Origin of the sequence: Chryseobacterium carnipullorum (genome assembly GCF_900142785.1) — a bacterium.
Lineage (GTDB): Bacteria > Bacteroidota > Bacteroidia > Flavobacteriales > Weeksellaceae > Chryseobacterium > Chryseobacterium carnipullorum.
This window is the reverse complement of sequence record NZ_FRCD01000003.1, coordinates 21504-34672: the sequence shown is the minus strand read 5'-3', so window position 1 is coordinate 34672 and position 13169 is coordinate 21504. Positions and strand designations below refer to the sequence as shown.

Genomic DNA, 13169 nt, shown 5'->3' with positions numbered 1-13169 from the left:
GTTTTAATTATGAGTAATAGTTTTGGGAGAGTAAGGGGTTAATAAATATCCTTGTGCTAATTCAATAAATTCTTTTTCCTGTTGGTTCGCCCATTCCTGAGAATATCCTTTTTCTTTGGCAATAAGCTGCGCAATGGTATGAGCACTGTCGATCGCGGCTCTTGCATCTAAAAATAAGAGACGGACTCTTCGGGCAAGAATGTCTTCTATAGTTTCAGCCATTTCATGTCTCAAGGCCCAGACTGCTTCTGCAATGGTAAAACCATGATCCGGATGGATTTTCTGAGCATATTGAGGATTACTGTTCTGTAAAGATTTTATGGCAGGAATATCTGATCCGTATACATAGAGATGACTGCTGCGGTCAACAAGTTCCGCTCTCATATTACCATGGATGGAAAGGTTTTCTGTTTGAGAAGGTCCTCCGTTTAAATGAAGAATCTCTACAGCTTTGTCAATGGTGTCCTCTGCCATTTTACGATAAGTAGTCCATTTTCCACCAATGATGGAAACCAGTCCTGTATCTGAAGTAATGACTTTATGACTTCGGGAAACTTCTTTTGTACTTTTACCTCCTTCTTTTGGGGCTGCAAGCGGTCGTAATCCTGCGAACATCGATTTTACATCTTCTCTCGTTGGTTTCTTTGCTAAATATTGTCTGGCTGTATTTAACACGAAATTGATTTCAGATTCCAGAGCGTGAGGTTCAAAGCTTGGGTTTTCCAGCAGCGTATCTGTAGTTCCTACCAATGCTCTGTCATGCCATGGGACAACAAAAAGAACTCTTCCGTCCGATGTTTTAGGAATCATGATGGCATCGTCACTTTTCAGGAACGATTTGTCCAATACCAAATGGATCCCCTGGCTCGGAACAACAAATTTACCGTGCTTGGGATTATTCATATTCAGAATGTCATTCGTGAATACCCCTGTTGCATTGATGACTGCTTTTGCACGAAGTTCATATTGTTGGTGTGAAAACTGGTCTTCTGCTTTGACTCCATTTATTTTCCCGGAATTATTTTTCAAAAGCCCGGTTACCTTCATATAATTAACTGCACTTCCTCCTTTTTCGATCAGAGTCTGGGATAAGTTAATCGCTAATCTTGCATCATCAAACTGTCCGTCCTGATACACCACGCCACTTGCAAGGTTATGTTGCTCAATCGTCGGAAGCTTTTCAATAGTTTTAGACTTACTGATGTATTTTGTTTTTCCAAGACTTAGCTTTCCTGCAAGGAAATCGTAGATAGACAATCCTATTTTATAATAGATTCCTCCCCACCAGGTGTAATTAGGAATAATAAATGACTGGTTTTTAACTACGTGTGCCGCATTTTGGGCCAGGAGTCCTCTTTCTTTCAGGGCTTCTTTTACAAGTCCTACATCTCCCTGCGCAAGATATCTTACGCCACCGTGTACCAGTTTGGTACTTCGGCTGGATGTTGCTTTGGCAAAATCGTGGGACTCAAGGAGCAAAGTTTTAAATCCTCTGCTGGCTGCATCTAATGCTGAGCCCAGACCGCTGGCTCCTCCTCCGATGACAATAAAGTCCCATTCCTCTACACTGGTCAATTTACTAATTTCTTCGTTTCGTTTCATAAATGTTTCGTTTATGTTTCGTTTTCAAATGTATAAATTTAAAATGAAACTAAAAAGAAAATAAATGAAATTTTATCGGTCTCGGAAAAAAATGGTAATTTTGATGAAAGAATAAGAATGGAAAAGTTAATACCAAGGCATGATGATATATTAAAGGAACTCGATGAAAAGGGGCATGTTCTCGTACAGGATCTGTGTGAGAAGTTGAACGTTTCGTCGGTTACGGTTCGAAAGGATCTGAACTATCTCGAAAGCTTAGGATTGCTTTTTCGAAACCATGGAGGAGCAAGCAAGCATGTAAGGTATGCTTATGAAAGGAATGTAGATGAGAAAGAAAACATCAATGTGGAAGCGAAACAGAATATTGCAAAAGGTGCTCTGCAACTGATTCAGGAAAATGACTGTATCATTCTGGCTTCCGGAACAACCATGCATTATCTTGCGAGGATGCTGGTGAACTTTGGTCCGCTTACGGTTCTTACCTCTTCCTTAAGGGTTGCATTGGAACTTTGCAACAATCCCAATATTAATATCATTCAGCTCGGTGGGGAGGTGAGAAAGAGCTCTACTTCTATAGTAGGGTCTATTTCTGAAACTATTCTGAGGCAGTTTTCCTGCAATAAGCTCTTTCTTGGAGTCGATGGAATCGATTTGGAATTTGGGATCAGTACTTCCAATGCTGCGGAAGCTCATTTGAATCAATTGATGATCGAATGTTCCGAAAAAGTAGTCATTCTGGGAGATTCTTCTAAACTCAACAAAAAAGGATTCGGAAAAATAGCTCCGCTGGATAAAATAGATTATCTGATTACGGATAGTGGTATTTGTGATGAAGATAAAGCCGGATTAGAGGAAATAGGGGTTTCGGTGATTGTAAAATAAACTTCGTGTTAATTTCTTTTTTAAAAACAAAATTATTTCACTGAAAATTTCATCCTGATTTTTTCAAAAACATCTAAATGATTAAAAATCAAAATATTTTACTCGAAATATTTGTCAGTTCTAAAAATATTCATAAATTTGCACACTCCATTTTAGGGGCGTAGTATGCCTATATCAAAAGTAGAAATTACTTCAGACCTCCTAAAAATGTAGAATTAGAAAGATAAATTTTATTATAACATAAACAATGTCAGGTATTATTGGTAAAAAAATCGGTATGACGTCTTTGTTTAACGAAGAAGGAAAAAATATTCCTTGTACAGTTATTCAGGCGGGTCCATGCTCGGTTTTACAGGTCAGAACCATTGAAAAGGACGGCTATAAGTCAGTTCAGTTAGGTTTCGATGACAAGAGTGAAAAGAACGTAGGTAAAGCGTTAGCTGGCCATTTCAAAAAGGCTGGTTCTGCTCCAAAAGCTAAGTTGGTAGAATTCTACAGAGAATTCGTAGACGAGGTAAAAGTAGGAGAAGAAGTAAAAGTTGATTTATTCGCTGAAGGTGAATTTGTTGACGTAACAGGTACTTCAAAAGGTAAAGGTTTCCAGGGTGTTGTTAAAAGACATGGCTTTGGAGGTGTAATGCAAGCTACTCATGGTCAGCACAACAGACTTAGAGCTCCAGGTTCTATCGGTGCTGGATCGGATCCTTCAAGAGTATTCAAAGGAATGAGAATGGCGGGTAGAATGGGAGGTAAGCAGGTAACTGTACAAAACCTTCAAGTATTAAAAGTGGATCAAGAACAAAATCTTTTAGTAGTAAAAGGTGCTGTTCCGGGAGCTAAAAATTCTTATGTAATTATCAGAAAATGGAACTAGTAGTATTAAATACATCAGGAAAGGAGACCGGAAGAAAAGTAACTCTAGACGAATCAGTATTCGGAATTGAGCCAAATCAGCACGCGGTTTACCTAGAAGTTAAACAGTACCTTGCAGCACAAAGACAAGGGACTCATAAATCAAAGGAAAGAAGCGAAATTACTGCTTCTACCAAGAAACTTAAGAAGCAAAAAGGATCTGGTTCTGCTAGATATGGTGATATCAAATCTCCAACTTTCAGAGGTGGAGGTAGAGTATTCGGACCAAAACCAAGAGACTACAGATTCAAATTGAACAAAGCTCTTAAGAGATTGGCTAAAAAATCTGTTTTATCTCAGAAAATGAGAGATAACAGCATCAGAGTAATGGAAGATATGAGCTTAAACGCTCCTAAAACTAAAGATTTTATCACGATCCTAGATGCATTGGCATTGAACGATAAAAAATCTTTATTCGTTCTTCCTGAAGCTAACAAGAATGTGTATTTATCTTCAAGAAACTTACCTAAAACTAAAGTAATGAACTTTAACGAAATTAGTTCATATGACTTAATGAATGCAGGTGAAATCGTATTCTTAGAAGGTGCAGTTGAAAAATTCCAGGAAAATTTAAAGAAATAAATCATGTCACTTATTATTAAACCAGTTATTTCAGAGAAAGCAAACTATCTTACAGATTTAAGAGGTGCTTATTCTTTCTTAGTTGATCCTAGGGCGAATAAAATCCAGATTAAAAAAGCGATAGAACAAGCTTACGGTGTGAAAGTAGCAGACGTTAGAACCATGATTTATGCGCCTAAAGTTTCTTCAAAGCATACTAAGAAAGGTCTTCAAGTAGGAAAGACAAACAAATTGAAAAAAGCGGTTATCACTCTTTCTGAAGGGGAAGTAATCGATATTTTTGCTGTAAATTAATTATAATTATAAATAATAGTAATGTCTGTTAGAAAATTAAAACCTATCACCCCAGGACAGAGATTCAGAATTGTAAACAATTTTGAGGAAATTACTACCAACAAACCAGAGAAATCTCTAACCGTTGGTATTAGTAAGTCAGGTGGACGTAACCAAACTGGTAAAATGACCATGCGTTACACCGGAGGTGGACACAAAAAGAAATACAGAATTATCGACTTCAAAAGAAACAAGCATGATGTTGAAGCAACGGTAAAAACTGTAGAATATGATCCAAACAGAACTGCATTTATCGCTTTATTAGAGTACGCAGACGGAGAGAAGAGATATATCATCGCTCCAAACGGTATCAAAGTAGATCAAAAGGTAGTTTCAGGTGAAAGCGTAGAACCGAACATCGGTAACGCAATGAAATTGAAAAACATTCCATTGGGTACTGTTATTTCTTGTGTTGAAATGAAACCTGGACAAGGGGCAATTTTAGCAAGAAGTGCTGGTTCTTCAGCTCAATTAACTTCAAGAGACGGAAAATATGCCATCATCAAATTGCCTTCAGGAGAATCTAGAATGATCCTTACTGAATGTTATGCAATGATTGGATCTGTTTCTAACTCTGATCATCAGTTAACTGTTTCAGGTAAGGCTGGTAGAAGCAGATGGTTAGGTAGAAGACCTAGAACTAGACCAGTAGTAATGAACCCTGTAGATCACCCAATGGGAGGTGGTGAAGGTCGTTCTTCTGGAGGTCACCCAAGATCTAGAAATGGTATGCCTGCTAAAGGGTACAAAACCAGAAAGAAAAACAAAGCGTCTAACCGTCATATCATATCTAAACGTAAATAATTATGGCAAGATCACTTAAAAAAGGACCATTCATTCATCATACTTTAGATAAGAAGGTTCAGACAAACATAGAGTCTGGTAAGAAGACAGTTATCAAAACTTGGTCTAGAGCGTCTATGATCTCTCCAGACTTCGTAGGACAAACTATTGCTGTACACAACGGGAAATCTTTTATCCCTGTATATGTTACAGAAAACATGGTTGGTCACAAGTTAGGCGAATTTTCTCCAACAAGATCTTTCAGAGGTCATGGTGGTAATAAAAACAAAGGAAGTAGATAATCATGGGATCAAGAAAAAGAGAAAGTGCATTAGCACGTAAATTAACAAATCAAGATGTAGTAAAAGCATTACATAACGATTGCCCTTCTTCTCCAAGAAAGATGAGATTAGTAGCTGATATCATCAGAGGCGTAGAAGTAGACAAAGCTTTATACATCCTAAAATATTCTAAAAAAGACGCTTCTAACAAGTTAGAAAAAGTCTTACTTTCAGCAATGGCCAACTGGCAAGCTAAAAACGAAGGTGCTGATATCGAAGAAGCTAATCTTATCGTTAAAGAAATTTTTGTAGACAGTGCAAGACAATTGAAGAGACTAAGACCAGCTCCACAAGGTAGAGGGTATAGAATCAGAAAGAGATCAAACCACATTACATTAATCTTAGGTAATAAAGAAAATTAATCAAGGTATGGGACAGAAGACAAATCCAATTGGTAACAGATTAGGTATAATCAGAGGATGGGATTCTAACTGGTTTGGTGGTAAAGATTATGGAGACAGAATCGCAGAAGACTACAAAATCAGAAGATATCTTGAAGCTAGATTATCTAAAGGTGGTATCTCAAAAATTTATATTGAAAGAACTTTAAAATTAGTTACAGTAACTATTACTACGGCTAGACCGGGACTTATCATCGGTAAAGGAGGTCAGGAAGTTGATAAATTAAAAGAAGAATTGAAGAAACTTACAGGTAAGGATATTCAAATCAATATTTTCGAAATCAAAAGACCTGAACTTGACGCAGTATTAGTGGCTGACAGCATCTCTAAGCAAATTGAAAACAGAATCTCTTACAGAAGAGCTGTTAAAATGGCAATTGCCAGTACAATGAGAATGGGTGCTGAAGGTATCAAAGTTCAGATCTCTGGTAGATTGAACGGTGCTGAAATGGCAAGAAGCGAATCTTTCAAAGACGGAAGAATTCCTTTGTCTACTTTCAGAGCTGATATCGATTATCACTGGGCTGAAGCTCACACTACTTACGGTAGACTAGGTGTGAAAGTTTGGATCATGAAAGGAGAAGTTTACGGTAAAAGAGAACTTTCTCCACTAGTGGGACAACAGAAGAAAGGAGGTCCTTCAGGAGGTGGAAACAGAGGTGGAGACCGAGATAACAGAAGACCTAGAAAGAATAATAACAATAATAACAATAATAATTAAAAATTTTAGGTTAGAAATTTTGAATTTTAAATTACCGTTACTTTTTTAAAATATAAAAAATCTAAAATCTAAAATCTAAAATCTAAAATTTAGAAATTATGTTACAACCAAAAAGAACCAAATTCCGTAGAGTTCACAAGATGAAGATGAAGGGGATTGCTCAAAGAGGTAATCAACTTGCATACGGAACATTTGGAATCAAAGCTATAGAAGGTGCTTGGATCACTGCAAGACAAATTGAAGCTGCTCGTATCGCTGCGACAAGATATATGAAGAGAGAAGGCCAGCTATGGATCAAAATATTCCCGGATAAGCCAATTACTAAGAAACCAGCTGAAGTACGTATGGGTAAAGGTAAAGGTGCTGTGGAATATTGGGTAGCTGTAGTGAAACCAGGTAAGATCATGTTCGAAATCGGAGGTGTATCTTACGAGATTGCTAAGGAAGCTTTAAGACTTGCTGCTCAAAAATTACCGGTAGTTACTAAATTCGTAGTGGCTAACGATTTTGTTAAACCTCTATAATCTTTGATACAATGAAACAAGCTGATATTAAAAATTTAAGCGCGGGTGATATTCAAGCAAAACTTGCTGAATTGACAACTCAATATTCAAAACTGAAATTGGCTCACAAGATCAGTCCAATTGAAAACCCGATTCAAATCAGAGATTTGAGAAGATCGATCGCTAGACTAAACACTGAGTTAACCACTAAACAACAATAAGATTTTCATACATTATGGAAAGAAACTTAAGAAAAGAAAGAATCGGAATAGTTTCCAGCAATAAAATGGAAAAGACCATTGTTGTAAGTGAGACTACGAGAGTGAAACACCCGATGTACGGTAAATTCGTTCTAAAAACGAAAAAATATACTGCACACGACGAGAACAACGAATGCACAGAAGGAGATACAGTTCTTATCCAAGAAACTAGACCTTTGAGCAAGAGCAAGAGATGGAGATTAGTAAGAATCATTGAAAAAGCTAAGTAATAATGTTACAAACAGAATCAAGATTAAAAGTTGCTGATAACACAGGTGCAAAAGAAGTACTAGTTATCAGAGTTCTGGGAGGAACCAGAAGAAGATATGCTTCAGTTGGTGATAAAATCGTTGTTACTATCAAGGATTCTACACCATCAGGAAATGCTAAAAAAGGTCAGGTATCTAAAGCTGTAGTAGTAAGAACTAAAAAAGCAGTAAGAAGAAAAGATGGTTCATACATCAAATTCGAAGACAATGCTTGTGTATTACTAAACGCAGCAGGAGAAATGAGAGGAACACGTGTTTTCGGACCTGTTGCTCGTGAGTTGAGAGACAAAGAATATATGAAAATCATTTCATTAGCTCCTGAAGTACTTTAATTTTTAAAATTTTTAAAAGAAAATGTCAAAGTTAAAAATAAAAAGAGGAGATAACGTCATCATTACTACTGGTAAGAAAGATATCAAAGGTAAGACAGGTGAAGTTATTGAAGTGATCAAAAAAGAAGGAAAAGATCCTAGAGTTATCGTTGCAGGTCTTAACATCGTTAAAAAACACGTTAAGCCTTCAGCTTCTAACCCTCAAGGTGGAATCACTGAAAAGGAAGCTTCTATTCATATCTCAAACATAGCTTTAGTTGGTAAAGACGGAAAAGCTATCAAAATCGGTTACAAAATCGAAGGAGATAAGAAAGTAAGAATCGATAAAAAAACGGGTGAAACTTTATAATTTGAATTAACACATGGAATTTATAGCAAGACCCAAAAATATATACAGAGAGAAAATTGTTCCTGCAATGATGGAAGAATTTGGCTACAAATCTGTAATGCAGGTACCTAAATTGGAAAAAATCATCCTATCTCAAGGATTAGGTGATGCCACTGCAGACAAGAAAATCATTGATTATGCTGTAGAAGAATTAACAATGATTACTGGTCAGAAAGCGGTTGGTACGATCTCTAAGAAAGACGAAGCTGCTTTCAAATTGAGAAAAGGTATGCCTGTAGGTGCTAAAGTAACATTGAGAGCTCATAAAATGTATGAATTCTTAGACAGACTTACTGCTTCTGCTTTACCACGTATCAGAGATTTCTCTGGTATCAAGGCAGACGGGTTCGATGGTAGAGGTAACTACAACTTAGGTATTACTGAGCAGATTATCTTTCCTGAGATCGTAATTGACAAAGTGAAAAAAATCCAAGGGATGGACATCACTTTCGTAACAACTGCGAAAACAGATAAAGAAGCGAAAGCATTATTAACTCACTTCGGTTTACCATTTAAAAAGAACTAAGAAATGGCTAAAGAATCAATGAAAGCGCGTGAGCGCAAAAGAGAAGCACTAGTTGCTAAATACGCTGACAAGAGAAAAGCTTTAAAAGAAGCTGGTGATTATGAAGGACTTCAGAAATTACCTAAAAATGCTTCTCCTGTAAGATTACACAACAGATGTAAACTAACAGGTAGACCAAGAGGGTACATGAGAACTTTCGGTCTTTCTAGAGTAACGTTCCGTGAAATGGCCAACAACGGTCTTATCCCGGGAGTGAAAAAAGCTAGTTGGTAATAATTACTAATTAATCGGGACAATTAAGTTGTCTGGATACTAAAGAATAAAAATATCAGACCCAAGTTTTTCTGAAGTCTGATATTTTGATCTTCAAGTCCCTTCAATACTGATTGTCTTTAACCAATAATTTAAAAAAGAAAAATGGTAACAGATCCAATTTCAGATTTCCTAACAAGAGTAAGGAACGCACAAAGCGCAGGCCACAAAGTGGTGGAAATTCCTGCATCGAAAATCAAAAAGGAGATTACTAAGATCTTATTTGATCAAGGGTATATCTTAAACTTTAAGTTTGAAGATAACGCTGTTCAAGGGACGATCAAAATCGCTTTAAAGTATGACAAGCAAACTAACAAACCGGCTATCAAGTCTATTCAAAGAGCTTCTAGACCAGGTTTAAGACAGTACAAAGGTTCTGCGGAACTTCCAAGAGTACTGAACGGTTTGGGTATAGCTGTTATCTCTACTTCTAAAGGAGTAATGACTGACAAGAAGGCTAGAGAAGAAAAAGTAGGCGGTGAAGTAATCTGCTATGTTTATTAATTTTTAATCAGAGGAAAATGTCAAGAATTGGTAAAGCAATTATAACAATTCCAGCTGGAATTACAGTCACTGAAAATAACGGTGTTGTAACGGTAAAAGGTCCTAAAGGAGAACTTTCTCAGGAGCTTACAGCAGGAATTACTTTAGAACAAAAAGATGGCGAGCTTAATGTAAACAGACCATCTGATTCTAAGCAACACAAGGCGCTTCACGGTTTATACAGAGCGTTGATCAACAATATGATTGTTGGTGTTGAAAAAGGTTTCGAAAAGAAACTAGAACTAGTAGGAGTAGGATACAGAGCTTCACACACAGGTCAAAAACTTGAGTTGGCTTTAGGATTCTCTCACGGTATCGTATTAGAACTTCCAAACGAAGTAAAAGTAGATACATTGACTGAAAAAGGTAAAAACCCAATTATTACTTTAGCGTCTCATGACAATCAACTTCTAGGAATGGTAGCTGCAAAGATCCGTTCTTTCAGAAAGCCTGAGCCTTACAAAGGAAAAGGTGTAAGATTCCTTGGAGAAATTGTTAGACGTAAAGCTGGTAAATCTGCTTAATAAATTATAAGTATTATGGCATTAAGTAAATTAGAAAAAAGAATAAGAATCAAAAGAAGAGTAAGAGGAAAAATCTCTGGATCTTCTGAATTGCCAAGATTATCTGTATATAAAAGTAATAAGGAAATTTACGCTCAGTTAATCGATGATAAAAATGGTACAACTTTAGTCGCTGCTTCTTCCAGAGAGAAAGGAGTAGATGCTAATGGTACTAAGACTGAAGTTTCTGCTGCTGTTGGTAAGGCTATCGCTGCCAAAGCTATCGCTGCAGGAATTGAAAAGATTGTATTTGACAGAAACGGATTCGTATACCACGGAAGAGTGAAAGCTCTAGCTGATGGGGCGAGAGAAGGAGGACTTAAATTCTAATCATTAAAATTTCGGAAATATGTTAGGACTAGATAATATAGAAAGAGTAAAACCGGGAGGATTAGAATTAAAAGATCGTCTCGTAGCTGTTAACAGAGTAACAAAAGTAACCAAAGGAGGTAGAGCTTTCGGATTTTCTGCTATTGTTGTAGTAGGTAATGAAGATGGAATCATCGGTCACGGTTTAGGAAAATCTAAGGAAGTTGCTTCTGCAATTGCTAAAGCAGTTGAAGATGCTAAGAAAAACCTTGTGAAAGTTCCTGTAATGAACCACACCATCCCTCACCAGACTACTGCTAGATACGGTGGTGCAGATATCTTTATGAGACCTGCTTCTCACGGTACAGGACTTATCGCCGGTGGTGCGGTAAGAGCGGTATTAGAGTCTGCTGGTATTCACGATATCCTTTCAAAATCTAAAGGATCTTCTAACCCTCACAACGTAGTGAAAGCTACTTTCAAAGCGTTATTGGATATCAGAAGACCTGAAGAGATCGCTAGAATGAGAGGAGTTTCTCTAAGTAAAGTGTTTAACGGTTAATATTAGAACAATGGCAACAATCAAAGTAAAGCAAGTAAGAAGCGCTATTGGAAGAACAAAAACCCAAAAGAGAACGCTTGAAGCATTAGGATTTAAGAAACTTCACCAAGTTGTAGAACATGAAGCTACGCCTTCTATTTTAGGAATGATAGCTGCAGTTAGTCATTTACTTGAAGTTCAAAAATAATTTTAAAACAAAAATTAAGATGAATTTAAACAACATAAGACCTGCTGCAGGTGCAACTCACAACTCTAAAAGAATTGGTAGAGGTCAGGGTACAGGAAAAGGAGGTACTTCTACGAAAGGACACAAAGGTCAGAAAGCTAGAGCTGGTTATTCTCAGAAAATCGGTTTCGAAGGTGGACAAATGCCTTTACAAAGAAGATTACCTAAATTCGGTTTCAAAAACGTAAACAGAAAAGAGTTTAGAGGAGTTAATCTTGATACTATTCAAACTTTAATCGAGAACAAATCCATCACTGGAGAGATCACGAAAGAAGTTTTAGTAGAAAACGGGATCGTTTCTAAAAACGAATTAGTGAAAATTATGGGTAGAGGAGAATTGAAATCAGCGGTTTCAATCTCTGCTGACAAGTTCACTAAATCTGCTGAAGAGCTTATTGCTAAAGCAGGTGGAAAAGCAATTACCTTATAATACTTACTAATGAAAGAATTTATACAAACACTTAAAAATATATGGAGCCTAAAGGAGTTAAGAGATAAAATTCTCTTTACGTTAGGTATTATCCTTGTGTATAGATTCGCATCTTATATCTCACTTCCGGCAATTAACCTTGCAGAAGTGGGAGATCTCTTAGAGCATTATAAAAATCAAGGCGGTAACAAGCAAGGAGCAGGTCTCCTTGGCTTGCTTTCGTCGTTTACGGGGGGAGCTTTCAGCCACGCTTCCGTAATGGCGTTGGGAATCATGCCTTATATTTCTGCTTCTATTATTGTTCAGTTGATGGGAATGGCTATTCCTTATCTTCAGAAACTTCAGAAGGATGGAGAGTCAGGTAGAAATACATTGAATCAAATTACTAGATGGTTAACGATTGGAGTTTGTCTTGTACAGGCCCCTTCTTATTTAACTTCTATTACTCAATTATTCCTACCGTATGCTCAGTTCCAGTCTGCATATTATGTAGAGCCGAATTCCATCATGTTCTGGTTACCAAGTATTGTTATCTTGGTTGCTGGTTCAGTGTTCGCAATGTGGTTAGGTGAGAAAATCACCGACAAAGGTATCGGAAACGGTATTTCCATCCTTATTATGGTGGGGATCCTGTCAAGATTACCTGAAGCATTCGTACAGGAAATGGCCGTGCAGAACGGAAAAGGAGGAATGGGATCAATCATGATCCTTATTGAAGTAATATTCTGGATGCTGGTAGTTCTTTTAGCGGTGGTATTATCCGTCGCTGTGAGAAAAATACCGATTCAGTATGTAAGCAGAGCTCAAGCAAGAGGAGGTGTAAACAGAAATCTTATGCAGGGAGCAAGACAATGGATCCCATTGAAAGTGAATGCTGCTGGTGTAATGCCGATTATCTTTGCTCAGGCATTGATGTTCGTACCAGGATTATTGACGAAATTCGATGAGTCCAATACTTTTCTTGCAGGTTTCAAGAATGTTTTTAGCTGGCAGTACAACGTATTGTTCGCGCTATTAATTATTATATTCTCATTTTTCTATACTGCAATTACAATTCCGGTAAACCAAATGGCTGATGATTTGAAGAGAAATGGAGGTTTAGTACCGAAAGTAAGACCCGGTAAAGAGACAGCTGATTATTTAGATGATATTTTATCAAAAATAACCTTGCCAGGTGCAATATTTTTGTCTATCTTTGCAGTCCTTCCAGCAATAGTGCATGGAAGCTTTGTTCAGACAGATGCGTTCGCCCTATTTTTCGGGGGAACATCACTATTGATTATGGTTGGAGTTATTTTAGATACCGTTCAACAGATTAATACTTATCTGCTGAATCATCACTATGATGGCTTAATGCAGTCTAAATTATCAAGAACGACTGGATATTAA

23 protein-coding genes are annotated in these 13169 nt (G+C 37.1%); 22 read left to right on the top strand and 1 reads right to left on the bottom strand.

The genetic code is table 11. The annotated features are described in order from the left end of the window. Positions 1-3: 3 nt before the first annotated feature. On the bottom strand, positions 4-1602 hold the full coding sequence (locus BUC06_RS04050; RefSeq protein WP_073330060.1) for a glycerol-3-phosphate dehydrogenase/oxidase: 1599 nt from the start codon (positions 1600-1602) through the stop codon (positions 4-6). Between the two features lie 117 nt (positions 1603-1719). On the opposite strand from BUC06_RS04050, the gene BUC06_RS04045 reads away from it, so the two are divergent. The 22 genes from BUC06_RS04045 (at position 1720) to secY (ending at position 13169) form a co-directional block, all read left to right on the top strand. After that, positions 1720-2484: a DeoR/GlpR family DNA-binding transcription regulator gene (locus BUC06_RS04045; RefSeq protein ID WP_073330058.1), complete on the top strand. Its 765-nt coding sequence runs from the start codon at positions 1720-1722 to the stop codon at positions 2482-2484. A gap of 247 nt (positions 2485-2731) precedes the next feature. Further along, positions 2732-3358 (top strand): 50S ribosomal protein L3, encoded by a 627-nt coding sequence (gene rplC, locus BUC06_RS04040; protein WP_034738787.1) that lies wholly within the window; start codon positions 2732-2734, stop codon positions 3356-3358. Then, the gene (rplD, locus tag BUC06_RS04035; protein ID WP_073330055.1) at positions 3349-3978 is read left to right on the top strand and encodes a 50S ribosomal protein L4; all 630 of its coding nucleotides are present in this window, start codon (positions 3349-3351) and stop codon (positions 3976-3978) included. The genes rplC and rplD overlap by 10 nt, the downstream gene beginning before the upstream one ends. A gap of 3 nt (positions 3979-3981) precedes the next feature. Then, positions 3982-4272 carry a 50S ribosomal protein L23 gene (gene rplW, locus BUC06_RS04030; protein WP_073330053.1) on the top strand — a complete coding sequence of 97 codons (291 nt, stop codon included), beginning with the start codon at positions 3982-3984 and terminating at the stop codon, positions 4270-4272. 21 nt (positions 4273-4293) lie between these two features. Next, positions 4294-5115 (top strand): 50S ribosomal protein L2, encoded by an 822-nt coding sequence (gene rplB / locus BUC06_RS04025; RefSeq protein ID WP_034702846.1) that lies wholly within the window; start codon positions 4294-4296, stop codon positions 5113-5115. 2 nt (positions 5116-5117) lie between these two features. Further along, positions 5118-5396 (top strand): 30S ribosomal protein S19, encoded by a 279-nt coding sequence (gene rpsS, locus BUC06_RS04020; RefSeq protein WP_034702850.1) that lies wholly within the window; start codon positions 5118-5120, stop codon positions 5394-5396. A gap of 2 nt (positions 5397-5398) precedes the next feature. Further along, positions 5399-5797 (top strand): 50S ribosomal protein L22, encoded by a 399-nt coding sequence (gene rplV, locus BUC06_RS04015; protein WP_034702853.1) that lies wholly within the window; start codon positions 5399-5401, stop codon positions 5795-5797. 7 nt (positions 5798-5804) lie between these two features. Beyond that, positions 5805-6557 (top strand): 30S ribosomal protein S3, encoded by a 753-nt coding sequence (gene rpsC, locus BUC06_RS04010; RefSeq protein WP_073330050.1) that lies wholly within the window; start codon positions 5805-5807, stop codon positions 6555-6557. Between the two features lie 98 nt (positions 6558-6655). Further along, positions 6656-7081 carry a 50S ribosomal protein L16 gene (rplP, locus tag BUC06_RS04005; RefSeq protein ID WP_034738777.1) on the top strand — a complete coding sequence of 142 codons (426 nt, stop codon included), beginning with the start codon at positions 6656-6658 and terminating at the stop codon, positions 7079-7081. 11 nt (positions 7082-7092) lie between these two features. Further along, on the top strand, positions 7093-7281 hold the full coding sequence (rpmC, locus tag BUC06_RS04000; protein ID WP_034738775.1) for a 50S ribosomal protein L29: 189 nt from the start codon (positions 7093-7095) through the stop codon (positions 7279-7281). A gap of 11 nt (positions 7282-7292) precedes the next feature. After that, a complete protein-coding gene (gene rpsQ / locus BUC06_RS03995) occupies positions 7293-7550 on the top strand; it encodes a 30S ribosomal protein S17 (protein ID WP_053073319.1) in 258 nt (85 codons plus the stop codon). Positions 7551-7552: 2 nt separating this feature from the next. After that, complete coding sequence (gene rplN, locus BUC06_RS03990) at positions 7553-7921, top strand: 50S ribosomal protein L14 (protein WP_007839504.1); 369 nt, start codon at positions 7553-7555, stop codon at positions 7919-7921. 22 nt (positions 7922-7943) lie between these two features. Further along, positions 7944-8270 carry a 50S ribosomal protein L24 gene (gene rplX / locus BUC06_RS03985; RefSeq protein WP_034738772.1) on the top strand — a complete coding sequence of 109 codons (327 nt, stop codon included), beginning with the start codon at positions 7944-7946 and terminating at the stop codon, positions 8268-8270. A 13-nt stretch (positions 8271-8283) separates the two neighbouring features. Then, complete coding sequence (gene rplE / locus BUC06_RS03980; protein ID WP_073330047.1) at positions 8284-8835, top strand: 50S ribosomal protein L5; 552 nt, start codon at positions 8284-8286, stop codon at positions 8833-8835. Positions 8836-8838: 3 nt separating this feature from the next. Then, positions 8839-9108: a 30S ribosomal protein S14 gene (rpsN, locus tag BUC06_RS03975; protein ID WP_034702868.1), complete on the top strand. Its 270-nt coding sequence runs from the start codon at positions 8839-8841 to the stop codon at positions 9106-9108. A gap of 144 nt (positions 9109-9252) precedes the next feature. Further along, on the top strand, positions 9253-9651 hold the full coding sequence (gene rpsH, locus BUC06_RS03970; protein WP_073330044.1) for a 30S ribosomal protein S8: 399 nt from the start codon (positions 9253-9255) through the stop codon (positions 9649-9651). Between the two features lie 17 nt (positions 9652-9668). After that, positions 9669-10214, top strand: coding sequence for a 50S ribosomal protein L6 (gene rplF / locus BUC06_RS03965; RefSeq protein ID WP_034725977.1), 546 nt, complete (start codon positions 9669-9671; stop codon positions 10212-10214). A 15-nt stretch (positions 10215-10229) separates the two neighbouring features. Beyond that, positions 10230-10583 (top strand): 50S ribosomal protein L18, encoded by a 354-nt coding sequence (gene rplR, locus BUC06_RS03960; RefSeq protein ID WP_073330042.1) that lies wholly within the window; start codon positions 10230-10232, stop codon positions 10581-10583. Positions 10584-10602: 19 nt separating this feature from the next. Then, positions 10603-11124, top strand: a complete 522-nt coding sequence (gene rpsE / locus BUC06_RS03955; RefSeq protein WP_073330039.1) for a 30S ribosomal protein S5 — start codon at positions 10603-10605, stop codon at positions 11122-11124. 10 nt (positions 11125-11134) lie between these two features. Continuing rightward, positions 11135-11311, top strand: coding sequence for a 50S ribosomal protein L30 (gene rpmD / locus BUC06_RS03950; protein ID WP_007839493.1), 177 nt, complete (start codon positions 11135-11137; stop codon positions 11309-11311). Positions 11312-11330: 19 nt separating this feature from the next. Continuing rightward, positions 11331-11780 (top strand): 50S ribosomal protein L15, encoded by a 450-nt coding sequence (gene rplO / locus BUC06_RS03945; protein WP_073330767.1) that lies wholly within the window; start codon positions 11331-11333, stop codon positions 11778-11780. A 9-nt stretch (positions 11781-11789) separates the two neighbouring features. After that, positions 11790-13169, top strand: a complete 1380-nt coding sequence (secY, locus tag BUC06_RS03940; protein ID WP_034702876.1) for a preprotein translocase subunit SecY — start codon at positions 11790-11792, stop codon at positions 13167-13169.